The following is a 19,220-nucleotide window of genomic DNA, read 5'->3' as shown; positions in this document are numbered from 1 at the left end:
CTGCTCTTCGGCAGGGCGCCCGCCCTCTTGGCGCCCGCGAATGTCACCGGGCGCACTGACAGCCCACCTCCACTTTCGCCCTACGGCAATCACTGCGGGGCCGAATGGAGGACGCCTGGCCCGCACCAGGGGCCGGGCGAGCCGAGGCAGTCGGGATGCCTCCCGTTCTCGTGAACATCGGGCGCGGACGGATCCGGCCGCCTCCCGAGACGATGAACAAGTGCTGTCGAAGCTCGTGGACGGAGTCAGAGGCAGGTGCCCCCGCCGACCGTGCCGAAGCTTTGCTTCTGACCGCGGTGCTGGTCGCCCCGGGCCCCCGCGGGAATGGTCTGCGGTTGAGGACGTACAGCATCCATCCGTCGAGGTCGCCCCCGCGCCTGCGGGGATGGCCCGCAGCGCCGGAACTACGCCCGGGCGGATCGAGGGTCGCCCGGCCCGCGGGGATGCTCCGCGCGGTGAGCAGGAGGCTGTGAAGCGTCGAGGGTCGCCCCGCGCCTGCGGGGATGGTCCGCTGGAGACGGTCGTGGTTCCGGCTGGCCGGCGGGGAGTTGGTGGTGGCCCTGACGTCCAGGTTTGCGGGCGGGTCGGACAGAGGCCGGAAAGAAGCTCTGCAGCACCGCGAGGTGAGGCTGCATCAATACGGTTCGATGCCGCAGGGGGACAGTGCCGGGCATCGGAGCGGGGGCGAGCGCCTTGCCAGTGGGAGGATGCACGGCTTGCCGCAATCCAGGCATGGGCGCTTTTTTGCAAAGTATTTTGAGTTACTGATCGGGAACCTCAGATGTCACGCAAATCTTGCGGACTCTCGTTGGAGATCCATTCGGACGCTGGCAGGGTTTCGGTCACCCCCCCTCAGCCCCAAGTCACCGGAGATACCGTGGCCGTTCGCCGTGCCATCGTCGCTGCCGTGTCCGCAGCGGTGCTCACCGCCCCCCTTCTGATCAGCACCGGAACTCCTTCGCCCGCGTCGGCCGCCGACGATTCCGGGCTTCGACCGCCCCCGAAACAGGCCGTCGCCGTCGGCAGCGGAGGCGCGGTCTCCAGCGTGAACCCGTACGCCTCCCAGGCCGGTCTCGACGTGCTGCGGCATGGCGGCAACGCGGCCGATGCCGCGGTCGCCACAGCCGCCGCGCTCGGTGTGGTCGAACCGTACTCCGCGGGCGTCGGAGGCGGCGGGTACTTCGTCTACTACAACGCGAAGACCGGGAAGCTGGGCACCATCGACGGCCGGGAGACCTCCCCGGCCCGGATGCGCTCCGACTCCTTCCTCGACCCTGCCACGGGCAAGTCCATTCCCTTCGACGAGGCCGTCAACTCGGGCCTGTCCGTGGGCGTCCCGGGTACCCCGGCCACGTGGCAGAGGGCGCTGGACGAGTGGGGCACCGTCTCGCTGGCAAAGGCTCTGCGGCCGGCCACCCGGATCGCCGACGACGGCTTCGTCGTGGGCGACCAGTTCCGCGCCCAGACGCAGATGAACGAGGACCGCTTCCGCGACTTCACCCCTACTGCCAAGCTGTTCCTGCCGAATGGCGAACTTCCCCGGGTCGGCTCCCGCTTCCGCAACCCCGACCTCGCCCGCACCTACCGCGAGATCGCGCAGAAGGGCATTGGCACGCTGTACCACGGGGACATCGGCAGCGATGTCGTGAAGACCGTTCAGCAGCCGCCGTTGGCTCCCGGCTCCCGCCGCAACGTCCGCCCGGGGCTGATGGAACAGAGCGACCTCGCGCGCTACTCGGTCCTGGACCAGGCACCGACTCACGCGACCTATCACGGCCTTGACCTGTACTCGATGGCGCCGTCGTCCTCCGGCGGCACCACGGTCGGCGAGGCGCTCAACATGCTGGAGAACTTCCACCTGTCGTCCGCCGACAAGGTTCAAGCCCTGCACCACTACCTGGAGGCCAGCCGGATCGCATTCGCCGACCGCAACCGCTGGGTGGGCGACCCAGCTTTCTCGGACGTGCCCACGAAGGACTTGCTGTCCAAGGAGTTCGCCAAGGACCGCGCCTGTCTCATCCGCCCCGACGCCGTGCTGACCAGCCCGGTCGCACCTGCCGACCCGCGTCACCCCGACTCGGACTGTAAGCAGGGCGCCGGCAGTCCGGAGCCGTACGAGGGCACGTCGACCACTCACCTGGTGACCGCCGACCGCTGGGGCAACGTCGTCTCCTACACCCTGACGATCGAGCAGACGGGCGGCTCAGCCATCACCGTGCCGGGGCGGGGGTTCCTGCTCAACAACGAGCTGACGGACTTCGACTTCACCCCGATCACCCAAGGTGTGCCGGACCCGAACCTGCCTGGACCCGTCAAGCGCCCCCGCAGCAGCATGTCGCCGACCATCGTGCTCAAGGACGGCAAGCCGATGATCGCCATCGGCTCGCCCGGCGGCTCCACGATCATCACCACCGTGCTGCAGACCCTCTTCAACCGCCTCGACCTCGGCATGACCCTGCCGGAGGCGGTCGACGAGCCGCGGATCTCCCAGCGCAACGGGGTGGCGACCGAGGCCGAACCGGCCTTCCTCGACTCGCCTGAGCGGACGGCGCTGGAACGTCTGGGCCACAAGTTCGTCCTGGCCCCGAGTGCCTTCACTCCCTCGCCGGAGATCGGGGCGGTTGCAGCACTGGAATTCCTGCCAGGCGGCAAGATCGAAGCGGTCGCCGAGCCCGAGCGCCGTGGCGGTGGCTCGGCCATGGTTCTTCACGCCCGCTGAGCCTTACCTCCCCTCCCCGGGGCGGCGTCCACAAGCTGGGCGCCGCCACCATTGAGGGACAATCGCGGCAAGGACTACCACCTTGTGTGCGGTGCCGGTATCACCCCATGGCACAAGCGAAGTTGAATGTGTGATGGCGGCCTGATCACTGGCTGTCGTCTATGGCGAGGCCGGTGCCAGCAAGGCAGCCGTCGACCAGGTGTGGGCGGTACTGGATCTTCTTGAGGCTGCGCTTGCCTGCGGAGGCCACCTGGTCGAGGTTCACGGCGGCGAGGTGGCCCGATAGTCCGATTCGCCAGGGACCAGATGCCTTCCTGCGGGTTGAGGTCGGGCTCGTTGGAGGGGAAGTGGAAGACCGTCAGCCAGTGGTCATTCGCAGCGATGAAAGCCTTCATCTGTGGCATGAGGTGAGTGCGTAGGTTGTCCCAGACCAACACGATCGGGGCCGCCGAGCTGAATGTGTGCCCGCACGATGAGGTCGTGGTAGTCCTGCCAGGTGAAGCCCTTGAGCTCACCTTTGCGCCCGCGCCTGCGGGGATGGTCCGGTCGCCACGGCCGGGACCGGGATCGGCCTGCTGTCGCCCCCGCGCCCGCGGGGATGGTCCGCGTCGGGGCTCACGAGGTAGGCCCGGCGCTGGGTCGCCCCCGTGCTTGCGGAGGTGGTGTCCGCGCACGTCCTGCTCGCGCTTCGTGCAACGGGTACAGGTGCACGGGCCGTGGTAGGGCAGGCCAGCGACCACCTCGGCCAGTGGTTCACCCTTAGCACGCAGCAGCTCAGCGATCTCGGTAGCAAGTGCTGGGAACGCTTCCGCGAGTCGTGGGTACAGCCCATGTGTCACCACGGCACCATAGATGTGGCAGGCCTGAGAAGCACCAGAGGTATAGAACAAGCTCAACTCACCCCGGCCAGCGTCGACCAGCTCCAGCGTCGAATCGCTCTCCCTGAGCGGGAGATCGTTGACGGACAAGGAGAGCTGGAAGAGCCGACAGCGGAGTGGGAAGCCGCCCTAGCAGCGAACAGAAAGTTGACCCAGGCCCTGAACCAACGGCCTTGAACGCTCAGGTCACCGCCGGGCCTATACCACTGCGGCCGAATCTTCCGCTGGCTGCTGGACGCGTCGACGAGTGGCTTGCGTAAGATCCCGCGATGGTTCAGCCAACAGGAATGCACCGGCTGAAGGCGAACATCCAGCCGGACAACACATCGTCGCTGAACCTGGTCAAGCGTCTGGGTATCCAGCGTGAGGGTTACTCGGCCGCTGTCGAGTTCATCAACGACCAGTGGCGGGACCACGAGCGCTGGGCGATCACGGCAGCCTCATGGCGTGGCTGATCGCGGTGGCGACGTCTTGGGCGATGTGGGTTGGCTGGTAGGAGTTCTGGGGCCAGGGCGAGCCATCCGTCACCCACACGTTTCGAAGCCCGAGCGCTTCGGCGCCGGCGATGTCAGCATGGGGTGAATCGCCGATGACCCATGCACCAGGCAAAGGAAGCCGGACGGTTGCTGCTGCGGCATGGAAGATTTGCGGTTCGGGCTTCTTGTGACCGATGGACTCGGAGACCACCCAGCCCTGGACGAGTTGGTCGAGCCCGGTGTTGCGGATCTTCGCTTCCTGTTGAGCGGTGCGGCCATTGGTGACGATCACGCAGGTCCATGGTGCAGGCGATCGGTCCCGAAGGAGGGCAACGGCGGCGGCGGGCGCGTCATCGCGGATTTCTAACGGTTTGCTGTCTGTGTCTTGGTCGGTGGGGTCGGTGGGGTCGGTGGGGTCGGTGAGGTCGGTGTGTTGTGTCTGGTATTGTTGATCTTGGGCTGGTCGGCGGAATTCGCGTTGGCAGGCTGTGCGTTGGTGGTCTAAGAAGTCATTTCGTTTGGTGTGATCTTGCGGGATGCTGATGGCGTGACGACGAAGCTTGTTGAGCGGTTGGTGCCGGACGGCTTGTGGGAGTTGTTCCAGCGGGTGGTTCCTCCAGCGCCGACGCGTCCTCAGGGTGGCGGCCGGCGACGGCATGGGGACCGTGAAGTGCTGGCGGCCATCGTGTTCGTAGCCACGTCAGGATGCACATGGAACCAACTCCCACCTGGTATCGGACCGTCAGGTGTGACCGCCTTCCGGCGTTTCACCGAGTGGTCCCAGGCCAGAGTGTGGGCCAGGCTCCACCGCCTGGTGCTCGATGAACTCGGCGTCCAGGGCGAGCTGGACTGGTCGCGCTGCGCTATCGATTCGGTGAGTGTCCGCGCGCTCAAAGGGGGCAGTTGACGGGACCGAATCCGACCGACCGAGGTAAGAAGGGGTCCAAAATCCACCTCATAGTTGACCGCAACGGCCTTCCGATCTCGCTCGGAATCTCCGCGGCCAACACCCACGACAGTCAGGGCTTTGAGCCTCTCGCCCGTGGGATCCCACCGATCAGGTCCCGCCGCGGACCGCGCCGCCGCAGGCCGGACAAGCTCCATGGCGACAAAGGTTACGACTACCCTCACCTGCGTCGATGGCTCCGCTCACGCGGCATCACACCCCGCATCGCCCGCCGAGGCATCGAAAACTCCGACCGCCTCGGACGACACCGCTGGGTCGTAGAACGCTCCGTCGCCTGGCTCGCCGGCTGCCGCAGACTTCACCGCCGCTACGAACGCAAGCCCGAACACTTCCTTGCCTTCGTCGCCATCGCCGCGACACTCATCTGCCACCGCAGACTCCCCAAATGAAATCACTTCTAAGGAAAGACGTCCCGCTTCCTGTGGGGAGATGCAGGTGCAAGGCCTGCCCGGCGCTCTGTGAAGACCCCGTACCGAGTTGTGTGGTGCGGGGTCTTTTTTGTGTCTGCTGTCTGTCCTGGGCCGGTGTGGCCCGTTCCGGTTGCCGCGGGGTTCGGGTGACGCCCAGCCACTGGCTGCGCCGAGGTCGTCCTGCGCGGAGAGATCTTCTACGCCCCCACCGCCGCTCCTGCCGTGGTGACGGCCGGGCCCGATGTGAAGCAGAGGCCCGCACTCGAGGCGATGGCCGAATCAACCCGCGGCCCGGTCCCCGCTGCACAATGTCGTCGTATGGGGGCCGGCCCGGGGCCGCGGGCCGGGCCGCGTCTGGGCGGGAGGGTACGTGGCCGTCTCGTACGCCTGCTTCCAACTGCTGGCCGAGTCCGGCGTGCACCGTCTTGAACACCCGCATCGTGTGCCGTTGAGGTGTTCAGGGATCCATGGATTCCCCGGCGTGAGTGAGGCGCCTGTCCGTACAAGCTGTGGGGGAGGTGCATCAGGGTGGCAGGCCGTGACGAGAGACATGGGGCGCAGGCTGCTGATTGTCCACGGCACTCAACTCGCGTATCCACCTGTCTGATCGGCTGTTCGTGAGCTGCGACGAGTCGGCAGGGCCCGTGCGGGAATTCTCGGACGGGGCGCTGCGCATAGCCGGGCTGAGCAGGCTGCTTGGCGAGCGGCGCCAGTGATGGTGCTCGGTCACCGCACCTGTGACGGAGCTGCTCTCTATGGCAATTGAGTCGGCTGTCTGTTCTGGGCGTTGTGGCCAAGGGCGGTTGCGAGCCGCTGTCAGGCGGTGCCGGGAGCAGGCCTGGTGGTCACCGTGGTGGGGTCTGCTGCGGCTGGGTGGGGGAGGTGATGAGCGGCTGAGCGCGGAAGGTCCGGCGGTAGGTGTCCGGTGGGACGCCGACCGTGCGGGCGAAGTGGCGGCGCAGCGTGGTGGCGGTGCCCATTCCGGTGGTTGATGCGATGGTGTCGACGGTGTGGTCGGTGGTCTCCAGCAATTCCTGGGCGTGCCGGATGCGTTGGGTGTGGAGCCACTGCAGTGGGGTGGTGCCGGTCACCTGCTTGAAGTGGCGGCCCAGGTGACGTGAGCTCATCCGTGCCTGGCGGGCAAGGTCCTCGACGGTGAGCGGCTGGTCGAGGCGTGCCAGGACCCAGGGGAACAGGTCGGCGAGGGGATGGTTGCGCGGTTCGGGGACGGGCGTGGCGATGAACTGGGCCTGGCCGCCGTCCCGGTGAGGCGGTACGACCAGGCGTCGGGCGATCTTGTTGGCGATGGTCGAGCCGTGGTCGAGGCGTACCAGGTGCAGGCACAGGTCCATGGCGGCGGCCTTGCCGGCGGAGGTCAGTACGCTGCCGTTGTCGACGTAGAGGACGTCTGGGTCCACGGTGATGTTCGGGTGGCGCCTGGACAGTTCGCGGGTGTGCGCCCAGTGCGTGGTGGCGCGCTTGCCGTCAAGGAGGCCGGCCGCGGCCAGGACGAAGGCGCCGGTGCACAGGGAGGCCACGCGTGCGCCCGCCGCATGGGCCGCGCGGACGGCGTCGACGAGGTCGGCGGGGGGGTCCTGGTCGGTATCGGCCCAGCCTGGGACGATCACGGTGTCGGCGTGCGCGAGGTGGTCGAGCCCGTGGTCGGGTTCGATGGTGAAGCGGTCGACCTGTACGGCGCGCGGTCCGCAGAGCGAGAAGTCGTACCAGGGGTTGGCGATGTGGGTCAGGTCGGCACCGAAGACCTCGCAGGCCAGGGACAGTTCGAGGTGCAACATGCCATCGGTGATGGCCAACGCGACGGTGGGCATGTCCGAAAGTGTATGGGTCATGTCGTTGCAGACACTCGTGCGGGAGTGCCGCTTCGCGCCAGGCTCTTGGAGCCAGAGCGCGCCGGGTGACCAGGGACCGGCGCTGGAGCGGGCATACAAGGGCAGGGGAGCGGTCTGATGGGGTCGGGGCAGACGGTCGCGGTGTTCGGTGCGTACGGGCACACCGGGCGGTTCGTGGTGGCGGAGCTGGTGGAACGCGGGTTCGTCCCGGTGCTGTCCGGCCGTGATGCGGACCAGCTGAAGGCGCTGGCCCACGAGAGCGGTCTGGAGGCCCGCCCGGCGACGGTGCACGACCCGGAGGCACTGGAGCGTGCGCTGGCCGGCGCGGCCGCCGTCATCAATTGCGCCGGCCCCTTCGCCTCGACGGCTGCCCCCGTGATCGAGGCGGCGTTGCGGGCGAAGGTCCCGTATCTGGATGTGGCGGCTGAGATCGAGGCGAACATCGACACGTTCGCGCACTTCGCCGGCCGGGCACGGCGGGAGGGCGCGGTGATCGTCCCGGCGATGGCTTTCTTCGGCGGGCTGGGCGACCTGCTGATCACCGTAGCGATGGGCGACTGGACCGAGGCCGACGAGGCGCACATCGCCTACGGGCTGAGCAGTTGGCACCCCACCGCAGGGACGCGGCGTTCGGGCGCGGTCTCGCGAGAGCGCCGCGGCGAGCGGCGCATGCGCTACGTCGGAGGGCAGTGGGAGTACCGCACCGACGCGCCGCCCACCATGGAATGGGACTTCCCCGCCCCGATGGGCCCCCAGCCGGTGATCGGGGAGTTCACGATGGCCGACGTGGTCACCGTGCCCAGCCACCTGCCCATTTCGGACGTCACCACCTACATGACGGCTGCAGCCGTCCGTGACATCGCGGCCCCGGACACGCCGGCACCGACCGCGGCCGACGCGTACGGACGGTCCGGCCAGACCTTCCTCATCGACGCCCTCGTGCGCTCGGGCGGCGCCGAACGCCGCGCTGTGGCCCGCGGTCAAGACATCTATGCCGTCACGGCCCCTCTTGTCGTGGAGGCCCTCGAGCGCGTCCTGTCCGGGCGTACCCGCACTGTTGGCGTTGCGGCCGCCGGTGAGATCTTCGACGCCACCGAGTTCCTGCGCGCGCTGGCTCCGCACATCACCCTGAACCTGCAGTCGTAACGGGCCGACCTGGTTCAGCGTGCGCGAAGGGTGCGGGCGGGGCTGCGTGGCCCGGCGGCGGGGGAGGGCGGTGGGAGGTGTTGAGGGGAGGGTCTTCGTGTGCAGTGCCACAGGGCCCGATACGAAGATCTCGACCAGTCGGGCCCCTCGTCGTCTTCACCGTCCAAGCCTTCAGGCAGGGCCCCTTTTTCAGCTTCTCCCTACACGTACGCGGCGCCGTTCGCGTCGGGCGTGATGACGTTCGCGTCGGGTGTGATGACGGGCAGTGCGCTGCCGGCGTCCTTGAGGTACCCGTCGGTGCGGGGAGCACGGTAGTGCTGTGGGCGGGCGGAGCCCGGCGCCGGGACGGTCCCCGCGGGTGCGTGGGCGTGCGCGGGGGCAGGCGCTGTATGTGCGGTGTTGTTCGACGCCGTTGCGACCGCAGCCACGGCGTGGGGGCGCCCGGGGTCGGGGCATGCCGCGTGGGCGCGTGCGCTGTGTGCGTGGTGTTGTTCGATGCCGTCTCGACCGCTGCCGTGGCGTGGGGGTGCCCGGGGTGGGGGCGTGCCGTGTGGGTGGCAGGGGAGTGTTCGGCTGTCGTGGGCAGGCCGGCCGTGGGGGACGCGGCCTGCGGTGGTTCGTCTTCTTGGCGTGGTGCGGGCGGGGGTGTGGCGCCCGCTGTCGGCCGTGTGTGCGGGGTGGTGTGTCGGGTGGGATCAGTACGCGGAGTTGACGTTGTCGATCGAGCCGTAGCGGTCCGCGGCGTACTTGGCGGAGGCGGTGATGTTGGCGACCGGGTCGTAGATGTTCTGCGAGGTGCCGGCGACGTGGTAGGCCTTGAAGGTCGGGTCGATGACCTGCATCAGGCCCTTGGAGGGGATGCCCTTCACGGCGTTGGAGTCCCAGTTGTTGATGGCGTTGGGGTTGCCGGTGGACTCGCGCATCAGGTTGCGGTGGATGCCCTCGTAGGTGCCCGGGATGCCCTGGGCGTGCATGACCTTCAGCGACTCCTTGATCCAGGTGTCGACGTTGCCGGAGGGGGCGGCGGTGGCGGCCGAGGCGGCGGGGGCGCTGATGACGGTGCCGGCCATCACGGCGGCGCCGGCGGCGACCATGCCCAGCGACATCTTCTTGGTCTTGGTCATGCGGGCGAACTTCTTGGGCATCGCGGTGATCTGCATGCAGTAATTCCTGTTCCGTCGGGGGGTGATGCCAAGAATTGTTAATCAGGGAGGAAACCCAGGTCAATGACTCCCTTTTACGATGGGGATTAGTATGGGGTGGTCAAAAGTGATCCGGGGGCGCCGCAAAACCTGGGGAACACGCGGTCCCGGTCTACTATTCGTCTTCATAGTGACGCAGGCCATATGACCCACCCCACGCGGCAAATACCTCAAAGTCGGACAAGAGTGACGTAAATCATGTGACCTGCACCACATTGAAGGCGCTTAATTTGCTCACGGTAATAGCAGAAATGCATTCCGTATTCGCGGCGCGGCCGGGTGGGCCGGCGGATTACCGATGCTCGCCTGCAAAGGGGAGTCCGGCCTGGAGGTGAGGGCCTCCAGGACACGTTTTCCTCTCCTGCCGGCGAGCCGAGAACATGCCCCTGGGCTGCTTGGCCGGCCGGGGGATCCGGCCGGTGATGGGCTCCGGGTGTGTCGGTGCCGCGCACAGGGCCAACCCGCCGGCCGGCTCCAAGACCCGGCCGGACGGCGATCGAAAGCGGGCCACGATCTGATGCGCGTACGGATCCTCCGGACCAAGTCCTGAACGATCACGGGGGAGGCGGGCCGTCACCCACGGGCGCACGCATGCCGATCGGCCGGGTCCGGGCATCTCTACGCTTCGCCGCAGGTGGCACCTGCGCTTGTGACAGCACCGGTGCGGGCGTCCCGGCGCCCGCCAACACCTGCGGATGAGACATGAGGGGACCTCCCCCTGGGGGTGCCCAGTGGCTCTCGGCCATCTCATAGCCGAGCACCACAGGTGGCGCATGCCTGCCGGTGCGCGCTGGCTGTGGTGCATTGGGTGCTGTGGCGCCGGTGCGCGTCGTGCAGAGCGTGAAGCGGGCCTTGGTTGTCGATCAGGCCGAGGACCGAGGGCCGAGGGCCGAGGGTGGGGGGTGGGGGTCCGGCGGAGTGGTGGAGCCGGTTGGCGATGGCGAGTCCCGATTCCTCCTCCGTCTTGGCCGGTAAGGACGCGACGATGATGGATCCTGCGTCGGCCGAAGACCCTCACCAGGAGGGAGGACCTTCGGCTCGAGGCCGCTGTGGTCCACTGCCCTGAACCGGATGCCCTGACAGTCCACGTCCGTTGTCGGCCGCGTCCTGACAGTCCGCGTCTGCTGCCGGTCGCAGCCGTCATGGGTATGTTCCGCAGTGTGCTGAGCGCAGCCTTCGGGCCCGTCCCGGGCCCGGCCCGGGCCCTGGAGGTCTTTGGCCGGTACGCCCGCTTTATCGACGGCGTGAGGGCCGCAACCGTGGTGGAGGTGTTCATCGGCCCCCGCAGCAGGTTGATCGTCTACAGGCCTCGCCGGGCACCCGCTCGTCCTGCTCCCTTCTCGACGGGGCCTGCGAGCCGGCTGGACCAGGCCACGGGTCCCCCCCGCTCGGCGCCCCGCCCATACCGTCCCGCGCCCATACCGTCCCGCGCCCGTACCACGCCTGCGCCCGTGCCCCGGGCCGCTCTGCCCTGCACGCCGGGCGGCACCCTCGTGCTCTGCACCGGTGGGCTCGTCGAACGTGCTCTGCACCGACGGGCTCGTCGAATGCCGTGACGAGGGCATCGATGCCGGCGAGGCCCGCGTGATCTCCGCTCTCGCCCAGGGCACCGCCCTTGCCTCGACGAGTGGGTGGACGCATGGCCGGCCCGGCCGCCAGTCATCGGCGTGGCCCGCGACGACGTCGCCTTGGTCGTCATCCGCCGATGACGCTGCGCGACCCGGTGCGACGACATCGCCCCGTTCGTCATCCGCTTGTGACGCTGCGCGATTCGAGGTGCGATGCCGGTGCAGTTCAGAGCTATCGGCGGTTTTCTCTGTGAGCGGCACACAACGGCCGTATTCCCGTCGTGCACGGTGGCAGCCACTGCCGGGGGGTCCGCGCGCTGTTGCGAAGGGAAGCGGCCCTGCGTTGGAATCAAGTGTGAGGCTCTTCGGCGGTGCCGAGTCGGCTGGTCTTCCCGCTCCGGGCACAGGGTCCGGCCGGAAGGGGCTCAAGAACAATGCCCTGGGCATGTTCTCCTCGGTCGTCATGGGCCTGGCCTCCACCGGCCCGGCGTACAGCCTCGCCGCCACGCTGGGCATCATCGTGGCCGGAGTCGGTTTGCAGGCTCCGATCGTCACCATGCTGGCTTTCGTCCCGATGCTGCTGGTCGCGTACGCCTTCAGGGAGCTCAACGCGAGCAACGCCGACTGCGGGACCACCTTCACCTGGGCCACCCGCGCCTTCGGACCGCGCACGGGCTGGATGGGCGGCTGGGGTCTCATCGTCGCCAACATGATCGTCATGGCGAGCCTTGCGCAGATCGCCGCTGCCTACGGCTTTAGGCTGATCGGCCTGGACGCACTGGCGGAGAACCGGCTGTGGACCACCGCGGCAGGCGTCATCTGGATCGCCGTGCTGACAGTGATCTGCTACGTCGGCATCTCGTTCTCGGCGGCTGTACAGCGCTGGCTGCTGTGCATGGAAGTGGCGATGCTGATCCTGCTCGCCGTCGCCGCGCTGGTCAGGGTGTACACCAGCCCTCCGCCGACGGCGATCCATGTGTCCGCGTCCTGGTTCAACCCCTTCGCGGTGCCCTCGGTGACGGCCATGACCTCGGGCATCCTCGCGGGGGTCTTCATCTACTGGGGCTGGGACACCGCGTTCTCCGTCAACGAGGAAACCGTCGACAGCACGCGCATCCCGGGCCGTGCCGCGGTCTTGTCCACCGTGCTGCTCCTGGTCATGTACGGGCTGGTGTCCACGTCGGCGCAGGCGTTCGCGGGAGTCGGCACCTCGGGCATCGGACTCGGCAACGCGGACAACGCGGACAATGTGTTCTCCGGGCTGGGGGAGGCCGTGTTCGGGAGCCAGGGCACGGGGCTGTTCCTGTCGAGACTGCTGATCCTGATGGTGCTGACCTCCGCGTTGGCGTCCGCCCAGACCACCATCCTGCCGCTGGCCAGGACGGTGTTCTCCATGGCGGTCCACAAGGCTGTCCCCTCTCGGTTCGCCCGGGTCCACCGCAGGTTTCTCACCCCCACCTGGGGGACCATCGGTATGGGAGCGGTCTCGGTCGCCCTGTTCGTCCTGCTGGCCTCGCTCAGCCGGAATGTCCTGGCCGACTCGATCGATTCGGTCGGTCTCGCGATCGCGTTCCAGTACGGACTGGCCGGTTTCGCCTGCGTCTGGTACCACCGCAAGATCCTCACCCGCAGTGTCAGGGACCTGGTCTTCAAGGGGGTGCTGCCGGGGCTCGGCGCGCTGTTCATGCTCTTGCTGTTCCTCTACGCCACCTTCGTCGTCTACGCGGATCCCCGGTACGGCACGACCGCCGTCGACCTGCCGCTGATCGGCCCGACGGGCGGGGTCACGGTCCTGGGCCTGGGCGCCCTGCTGATCGGTTTCCTGCTGATGCCGGTGGTCACCCGTGGCCACAGCGTGGCCCTCAAGCTCCAGCGGAGCCTGCTTCCACGCCGCCTGCCGCCGCACGCCGCCGTCGACTCGGCGAGCCGCTACCTGCCCGCCGACAGCGGGTCCGGGGTGGGCGGCGACTGGTACGACGTCATCCCTTTGTCCGGTACCCGCATCGGCCTGGTCGTCGGGGATGTCCTTGGTCACGGCATGCAGGCCGCGGCCACCATGGGACGCCTGCGCACGGGGGTGCGTGTCCTGGCCCGGCTGGACCTGAGCCCGGACGAGCTGCTGTCCCGCCTGGCCGACCTGGTCGAGCAGACCGCGCACGAGGACCAGGCCGGCCGCCCAGCGGGCCACCGCACAGCGCACGCCGACGCGGCGGTGGGCGTGAGCTGCCTGTACGCGGTGTATGACCCCGTCTCGGGGGAGTGCAGCATGGCGCGGGCCGGGGAGCCGGTGCTGGCGCTCGTCGAGGCGCACACGGGCGTCGTCGACTATCCCAAGCTGCCGCCTGGACCGCCGCTGGGAATCGGCGGCCTGCCCTACCAGAGCACGGAAGTGGACCTCGCGCCGGGCACGCTCGTTGCCCTCTTCACGGGCGGCCTCCTCCAGGCGGCCGATGACCGCGAAGCCGGGCTCGCGCAGCTCTCACAGGTCCTCGGTGAGAGCCGGGGATCTCTGGAAGAGCTGTGCGACCGGGCGGTGGCCACCATGCTGCCCGGGGCGGTGGACGTGGACGCGACGATGCTCCTGGTCCGCACGCGCCTGCTCGCCCCAAATCGGTTCGCCCAGTGGGCACTGGCCCCGGACCCGGCGGCCGTGGCCGCCATCCGCTCCGCCGTCGGCAAGCAGCTCGGCGACTGGGGACTGGACGACGTGGTGTTCACCACGGAGCTCATCGTCAGCGAACTGGTCACCAACGCCATCCGCTACGCAGGTGGCGACCCGATCCAGGTGCGCCTGATCCGCGAGGGGACCCTGACCTGCGAGGTGTCCGACACCGGCCACACCGCGCCCAATCTGCGGCACGCCGCGAGCGACGACGAGGGAGGCCGGGGCCTGTTCATCATCGCCCAGATGACCCACCACTGGGGCACGCGCTACACGTCCACCGGCAAGACCATCTGGACCGAGCAGGACCTGCCGCAGCCGGAGGGCCCGTAGCACCGAGGGGGCACATCGGACGGCCGCCTCGCCGGCCGCAGCGCCTGCCGTCGCGGGCCAGGCGCTGCGGCCGGCGAGTGTGAGTGTCTTCGCTCCCGTGGCCGGCGCAGCCGTGGAGCGCACGAAAGTCCCTGTTCTCGACGATGCGTCGGCGATGCTTTTCGGGCAGTGTGCCGTCGTCGAGGAACGTCTCGGCGCACTCCAGTGACCTCCGGTACTCACCCCACCCACCACGCCGAGACCGCCGGCTCGTCCAGCGCTTGCCAGCCGTACCGGCCCTTCTCGACGAAGCAGGATGCCGTCCGGCTGCAAGATCTCCCCTGCGTGCCGCGCGAACAGGCAGGCGAGGGGCCGGCGCTGCCCGTTCATCCGGCCCACGCGTGCCGGCCCACGCGTGCCGGCTCACGAGAGCTTCGGCCCGTGTGGGCCGGTACGCGTGCGCCTCCACAAACCGTGCGCACCGTGCCGTCCGCACATCGGGCAGCGCACGACATGCGCGGGTTCCTCCCTCGCCCCTGGGGCGGGCAAGGCCGATGGCGAAGGCGTCCGCCCGGTGGCGGTGCCATTTTCGCTTTGCCGCTCTGCACGTGCGGTCGCACAACCGCCTGGCGGCGCGGGAGGCGGCCGGCAGTGGCTCGGAGCAGCTGATGTATGCGCACCGGCGCACCCGTCCGGGAGGCACCAGCTGGCCTTCCGCGCTGCTGCTTTACGCCCTATTGCTCATCTGGGCCGACCCCTGACCTGCCGCTTTGCCGAAGTGCGACTCCCAGGGCTTTGGCCCCAAAGGGCAGTCGCACGATGCTGCTCGGACGGGTCACGCCGACGTCGCAGCCGCAGGTGGCACCGCCCCGCTGACGGCACCGGTGCGGGCGTCCCGGTGCCCGTCAAGGCCGGCGGATGAGGCATGAGGGGCCCGCCCCCTGGGGTGCCCAGTGGTGCTCGGTCATCTCGTGGCCGAGCACCACAGGCGGCCGAGCGCCTGCCGGTGCGCGCCACCTGTGGCGCATCGGGTGCTGTGGCGCCGGTGCGCGCGAGCTGTGATGCATCGGGTGCTGTGGCGCCGCGCGTCGTGCAGAACGTGCAGCGGGCCTTGGTTGTTGTTCAGGCGGTGGGCCGGGGTCCGGCCGCGCGGCGCAGCCGGTTGGCGATGGCGAGTCCCAGTTCCTCCTCCACCGGCAAGGACGCGACGATGAGGTCGCACCCCTGCTGGTCGAGTTCGCGCAGGAACCCGTACAGCCCGCGCGCGTAGGCGGCCATCGAGGCGGGGACCGCCACCACGGCGTGCGCCTTCACCGGGGTGTCGGCGAAGGCAGGGGGGAGGAAGACGCCCACCTGGTGCCCGGCGTCTTGCGCGAGTGCCGCTTCGGCTGCGATGTTCTCGGGCTCGACGAGGACGACCCGCGCCCGCGGCGCATAGTGGGACGGATGCTGGCCCGGCACCCGGACGTCGCTGGTCGCGTCGAGCGAGATCGGGCGGCCCAGCACCGCTTCGAGGTCCTCGCGCGTCACCCCGCCGGGCCGAAGAAGGCTCGGGGTCTCGCCCGTGACGTCGACGATGGTCGACTCGACGCCGACCTCGCAGGAGCCGCCGTCCAGCACGAAGTCGACCGCGTCACCCAGCTCCGCACGGACGTGGTCGGCCGTGGTGGGGCTGACCGAGCCGAAACGGTTCGCGGACGGGGCCGTGACACCGCCGCCGAACGCCGAGAGCAGCGCGAGTGCGACGGGGTGCTCGGGCACGCGCACGGCGACCGTCTCAAGGCCCCCGGTCGCTTCGAGGGGCACCCGCTGACTGCGCCGCAGGACCAGCGTCAGCGGCCCCGGCCAGAAGTGTTGTGCCAACAGGCGCGCCGTCGCGGGCACCTCCTGGACCCAGTCGTCCAGAAGCTGCGCGCCGCCGATGTGGACGATCAGCGGGTGGGAGGGCGGGCGGCCCTTGGCCTGGAAGATGCGCGCTACGGCGGCGGGGTCCTCGGCGTTGGCGCCCAGTCCGTAGACCGTTTCGGTCGGGAAGGCCACCAGGCCTCCGCCGCGCAGCACACCGGCTGCCTTGTCGATGTCACTGGTTCGTGCCGTCACCCTCGCCATCCTCTCACCGCTGCGCTCTGCCGCGTTCCGCGGCCGGCGGCACGTGACGGCAAGATCACTGCGCTCGAGGCCGCCGCACGAGCCCGGACGCACGGGTGCGAACTTAGGGAAAAGTCCCCGCGCCTGCGGGGGAAGGTCCGTCGTCCGACACCGGTGACGGCGCGTCCATCACGTCGCCTGAGCGCCCGGGAGGGGTGGGGTCCGCGCGCATGTTCTGTTCGTGGTTCGTGCAACGCGTGTGGGGGTGCCCGCCGTTGCCGGCGAGCACCCCCACACGATTTATGACCGTGAGTGTGGTCAGCCGCGGACGATGTTCTCCGCCTGGGGGCCCTTTTGGCCCTGGGTGATGTCGAAGGTGACCTTCTCGCCCTCGACGAGTTCGCGGTAGCCGTTGCCGCTGATGTTGGAGTAGTGAGCGAAGACGTCGGGGCCTCCGCCGTCCTGCTCGATGAAGCCGAAGCCCTTTTCGCTGTTGAACCACTTCACGGTGCCGCTGGCCATACGTGTGTCCTTCACATCACCCGAGCTCGTCCACGCGGAACAGCTCGGCCTCCATGCGCTCTCGGGAAAGAGCGCTACAACGCCGCTTATCCTGCCTCACATCGTCGCCCCTGCGCCTGTGGGGATGCCCCTGTTTTGCGCAGCGGCAGGGCGAGATGGCCGACATTGCCCCTGCGCCTGCGGGGATGGTCCGAGCGAGGGCCTGGTCCCGTTTCGCGGAGCACGGTCGCCTTCATGTGTGGGGACGGTTCGTGGGGCGGGCCACCGGCCGGGCCCTCGAGCAGGGTCTTGGACGCTGCCCCGAACAGCACCACTGCGAGACCCCACTCGGCGGCGATGCCCGAGCGGCCTCGCTGCATCTGGATCGTCAACCTCGTTGAGGCAGCTGGGGCTTGATCCTGAAGAGCTCGCCGCCGACCTGGCCGATGAGGTCGTGGCCGTGACTCATGAGCTCGGGCGCGATCCCGCCCTGTATCGGGCTCTTCGGCAGCGGGACCCGGCCGCGCCAGAGCACCGCACCAGTGTCCAGATCAAGGCCCACCAGGTGCCCGGAGGGGGCGAGGTAGTACGCCATGCGGCTGGTGAGGTCCACCGTGGCGGCGGAGGGCAACTCGTGCAGCGTGGGGTTGCGCGGCTCTTTGTGCAACGTCAGCCCGAGGTTGCGCGACCACAGCCGCTTGCCGCTGTCGGCGGAGTACGCGACGGCGCTGCCGTTGCTGCCGGCTGCCAGGATGAGGCCGTCTGCGACCACACCGGTTGGCAGGCCCTCGACGCGGTGATGGGACACCGAGCCGGAGCGGGTGTCGACGCGGGTCAGGGTGGCGGGACCGGGGTCGCTGAAGTTCTTCTGTCCGCCGGCCATACCGCCCAGCAGCACGGCGTCCCCGTCCGTACCGATGTACGTGGTCGGGCCCTCAACGGTCGCGACTGTCCGCGCTGTGCCCGTCGCCGGGTCAAGACGGACGACGGTGCTCTGTTGCGGCGCCTTCTTGCTGTCCGGTGAGCACGTCAGGTACGGGACGCCGCCGATCACAGCCCGGTCGCAATCGGCCTTCTTCCATTTGTACGTCCACAGCGTCCGGCCCGTCGCTCCGTCCAGAGCGACCACGCTCTTGAAGGTCGGGGCGTTGGCGAGGATCCCGCCGTCGAACAGCACGGCGGAGGTCCGGCCTCGGCTGTCGTCGGCCAGCTCGTGCTTCCACAGCACTCGCCGACTGTTGATGTCGAGGGCGACGAGGTCGGTGCCGGCCCGGGGCGCCCCTGGGGCGTGATCAGCGTAGGTGTACAACACCCCGTCACGGCCACCGGGCATCGATCCCGCCGGGGCGCTGTTGCCGTTGGCGTCCTTGGCCTTTTGCTGCCATTCGACCTTGCCGGTACGGGCGTCCACACCGACAAAGTCGTACTCCGTCCCCCGGCAGTACACGTCACCGGTATCGGCACCGGTGGTGCAGGCGTCCCAGGACTTACCGGGCAACGTGGTCTGCCACAGCAGCTTGCTCTGCTTGCTCACCCGCGCGGCCGGTGACGGCGTCCCGTTGTCGCCGCCCGCACCGGTGGCGAGAGCGGTGCCCAGGGTGATGCCGGCCAGGCCGAGAGCGGCGCCGGTGACGCGCACGAGGTTGCGGAGCCGACGGCGACGCACGATGCGATCGGCGATGTCCTTGGGAGCGCCGGGGCCGTCGGGGGTCCAAGCGTGCAGGACATCGCGGACCACGCGGTCCAGCTGGTCGGCGCTCTGGTCGGCGCTCATGGGCGAGCTCCCTTCAGGGACATGTTGTGCGGGGTGGTCGATGCGGTCTGCGCGGGGGAACTCAGCTCCGGCGCGAGTGTGCGCAGCCGGGCCAGCGACCGGTAGGTGGTGCTGCGTATGGTGCCCACCGAGCAGCCCAGCGCGCCCGCGGCCTCCGTCTCGGACAGGTCCTCGAAGTAGCGCAGCACCAGTACGGTGCGTTGTCGCGGCGTCAGTCGGGCCAATGCCTGCCTCACGGTGATCCGCAGGTCAGCGGCGGATGTGCCGTCAGTGACACCGAAACTCTCGGGCGGTGCGGCGAACGTCGCCTCGCGGTGCGGCCGGCGCAGCCGCCAGCGGCTGATCTGGTGCCGGTACATCACCTTGCGCACGTAGCCTTCCGGGTCCTCGATGTGCTGCCAGCGGCCCAGCGCCTTCATCAGAGCGGTTTGCACGAGGTCTTCGGCCTCGTGGCGGTCACCGCCGGTGAGCAGGTTCGCCAGGCGCAGCAAGGCGCCCCACCGGGCGTCGACGAAGTCCCGGAATCTTTCGTGGTCCTGCGGGTCCATGGGCCCTCCCGTTTCTTAACGCCCACAAGGACGCGTGGACCGCAGGCAATCTATGTCTGCCGTGGCGGGATTCTTCCGCCAGACTTGCGCACGCCTCGCGCTACCAGCGCGCTCGTCCA

Annotated in this window: 12 protein-coding genes and 2 pseudogenes; 5 read left to right on the top strand and 9 right to left on the bottom strand. The window is 69.0% G+C overall.

Annotated elements, in window-relative coordinates; translation table 11 throughout:
• Positions 1–907: 907 nt before the first annotated feature.
• Positions 908–2,719 (top strand): gamma-glutamyltransferase, encoded by a 1,812-nt coding sequence (gene ggt, locus OHO83_RS00620; protein WP_330278407.1) that lies wholly within the window; start codon positions 908–910, stop codon positions 2,717–2,719.
• Positions 2,720–2,864: 145 nt separating this feature from the next.
• Here ggt and OHO83_RS46830 read toward each other — a convergent pair.
• A pseudogene (locus OHO83_RS46830) lies at positions 2,865–3,247 on the bottom strand (transposase); the annotation flags it as partial.
• 619 nt (positions 3,248–3,866) lie between these two features.
• On the opposite strand from OHO83_RS46830, the gene OHO83_RS00610 reads away from it, so the two are divergent.
• On the top strand, positions 3,867–4,052 hold the full coding sequence (locus OHO83_RS00610) for a hypothetical protein (protein WP_330278406.1): 186 nt from the start codon (positions 3,867–3,869) through the stop codon (positions 4,050–4,052).
• On the opposite strand, the gene OHO83_RS00605 is transcribed toward OHO83_RS00610, so the two are convergent.
• A complete protein-coding gene (locus OHO83_RS00605) occupies positions 4,027–4,731 on the bottom strand; it encodes an HAD family hydrolase (RefSeq protein WP_330278405.1) in 705 nt (234 codons plus the stop codon). The two genes, OHO83_RS00610 and OHO83_RS00605, sit on opposite strands and share 26 nt — an antisense overlap.
• On the opposite strand from OHO83_RS00605, the gene OHO83_RS00600 reads away from it, so the two are divergent.
• Positions 4,621–5,429 (top strand): IS5 family transposase gene (locus OHO83_RS00600; RefSeq protein ID WP_330278404.1). Its coding sequence is split into 2 segments (ribosomal slippage): positions 4,621–4,968 and positions 4,971–5,429, totalling 807 coding nucleotides; the frame shifts between segments, so codons are not numbered across the junction. The genes OHO83_RS00605 and OHO83_RS00600 overlap by 111 nt on opposite strands.
• Positions 5,430–6,295: 866 nt before the next feature.
• On the opposite strand, the gene OHO83_RS00595 is transcribed toward OHO83_RS00600, so the two are convergent.
• Positions 6,296–7,279, bottom strand: coding sequence for a GlxA family transcriptional regulator (locus OHO83_RS00595; RefSeq protein ID WP_330278403.1), 984 nt, complete (start codon positions 7,277–7,279; stop codon positions 6,296–6,298).
• Between the two features lie 138 nt (positions 7,280–7,417).
• Here OHO83_RS00595 and OHO83_RS00590 point away from each other — a divergent pair, with 138 nt between their 5' ends.
• Positions 7,418–8,446, top strand: a complete 1,029-nt coding sequence (locus OHO83_RS00590; RefSeq protein ID WP_330278402.1) for a saccharopine dehydrogenase family protein — start codon at positions 7,418–7,420, stop codon at positions 8,444–8,446.
• 200 nt (positions 8,447–8,646) lie between these two features.
• Here OHO83_RS00590 and OHO83_RS00585 read toward each other — a convergent pair whose 3' ends face one another.
• Positions 8,647–8,874: a hypothetical protein gene (locus OHO83_RS00585; RefSeq protein ID WP_330278401.1), complete on the bottom strand. Its 228-nt coding sequence runs from the start codon at positions 8,872–8,874 to the stop codon at positions 8,647–8,649.
• Between the two features lie 267 nt (positions 8,875–9,141).
• Positions 9,142–9,498, bottom strand: a pseudogene (locus tag OHO83_RS00580) (transglycosylase SLT domain-containing protein); the annotation flags it as partial.
• 2,163 nt (positions 9,499–11,661) lie between these two features.
• Here OHO83_RS00580 and OHO83_RS00575 point away from each other — a divergent pair.
• On the top strand, positions 11,662–14,211 hold the full coding sequence (locus OHO83_RS00575) for an amino acid permease (protein WP_266681853.1): 2,550 nt from the start codon (positions 11,662–11,664) through the stop codon (positions 14,209–14,211).
• A gap of 1,101 nt (positions 14,212–15,312) precedes the next feature.
• Here the strand turns inward: OHO83_RS00575 and OHO83_RS00570 are convergent.
• From OHO83_RS00570 to OHO83_RS00555, 4 genes are all read right to left on the bottom strand, one after another.
• Complete coding sequence (locus OHO83_RS00570) at positions 15,313–16,299, bottom strand: L-threonylcarbamoyladenylate synthase (protein ID WP_266681855.1); 987 nt, start codon at positions 16,297–16,299, stop codon at positions 15,313–15,315.
• 297 nt (positions 16,300–16,596) lie between these two features.
• Positions 16,597–16,800, bottom strand: a complete 204-nt coding sequence (locus OHO83_RS00565) for a cold-shock protein (protein WP_266681857.1) — start codon at positions 16,798–16,800, stop codon at positions 16,597–16,599.
• 367 nt (positions 16,801–17,167) lie between these two features.
• Complete coding sequence (locus OHO83_RS00560; RefSeq protein ID WP_266681859.1) at positions 17,168–18,553, bottom strand: outer membrane protein assembly factor BamB family protein; 1,386 nt, start codon at positions 18,551–18,553, stop codon at positions 17,168–17,170.
• Positions 18,550–19,101, bottom strand: a complete 552-nt coding sequence (locus tag OHO83_RS00555) for a SigE family RNA polymerase sigma factor (protein WP_266681861.1) — start codon at positions 19,099–19,101, stop codon at positions 18,550–18,552. The genes OHO83_RS00560 and OHO83_RS00555 overlap by 4 nt, the downstream gene beginning before the upstream one ends.
• Positions 19,102–19,220 lie beyond the last annotated feature (119 nt).

The sequence above is a fragment of the Streptomyces sp. NBC_00569 genome (assembly GCF_036345255.1).
GTDB lineage: Bacteria > Actinomycetota > Actinomycetes > Streptomycetales > Streptomycetaceae > Streptomyces.
The sequence above is the reverse complement of the archived record's forward strand: the minus strand, read 5'-3'. Positions and strand labels throughout refer to the sequence as shown.

Coding starts and splice junctions, on each gene's coding strand:
- OHO83_RS00610 (WP_330278406.1), top strand. CDS start 3,867: ATGGTTCAGCCAACAGGAATGCACCGGCTGAAGGCGAACATCCAGCCG.
- OHO83_RS00605 (WP_330278405.1), bottom strand. CDS start 4,731: ATGCCGTCGCCGGCCGCCACCCTGAGGACGCGTCGGCGCTGGAGGAAC.
- OHO83_RS00595 (WP_330278403.1), bottom strand. CDS start 7,279: ATGCCCACCGTCGCGTTGGCCATCACCGATGGCATGTTGCACCTCGAA.
- OHO83_RS00590 (WP_330278402.1), top strand. CDS start 7,418: ATGGGGTCGGGGCAGACGGTCGCGGTGTTCGGTGCGTACGGGCACACC.
- OHO83_RS00575 (WP_266681853.1), top strand. CDS start 11,662: ATGTTCTCCTCGGTCGTCATGGGCCTGGCCTCCACCGGCCCGGCGTAC.
- OHO83_RS00570 (WP_266681855.1), bottom strand. CDS start 16,299: ATGGCGAGGGTGACGGCACGAACCAGTGACATCGACAAGGCAGCCGGT.
- OHO83_RS00565 (WP_266681857.1), bottom strand. CDS start 16,800: ATGGCCAGCGGCACCGTGAAGTGGTTCAACAGCGAAAAGGGCTTCGGC.
- OHO83_RS00560 (WP_266681859.1), bottom strand. CDS start 18,553: ATGAGCGCCGACCAGAGCGCCGACCAGCTGGACCGCGTGGTCCGCGAT.
- OHO83_RS00555 (WP_266681861.1), bottom strand. CDS start 19,101: ATGGACCCGCAGGACCACGAAAGATTCCGGGACTTCGTCGACGCCCGG.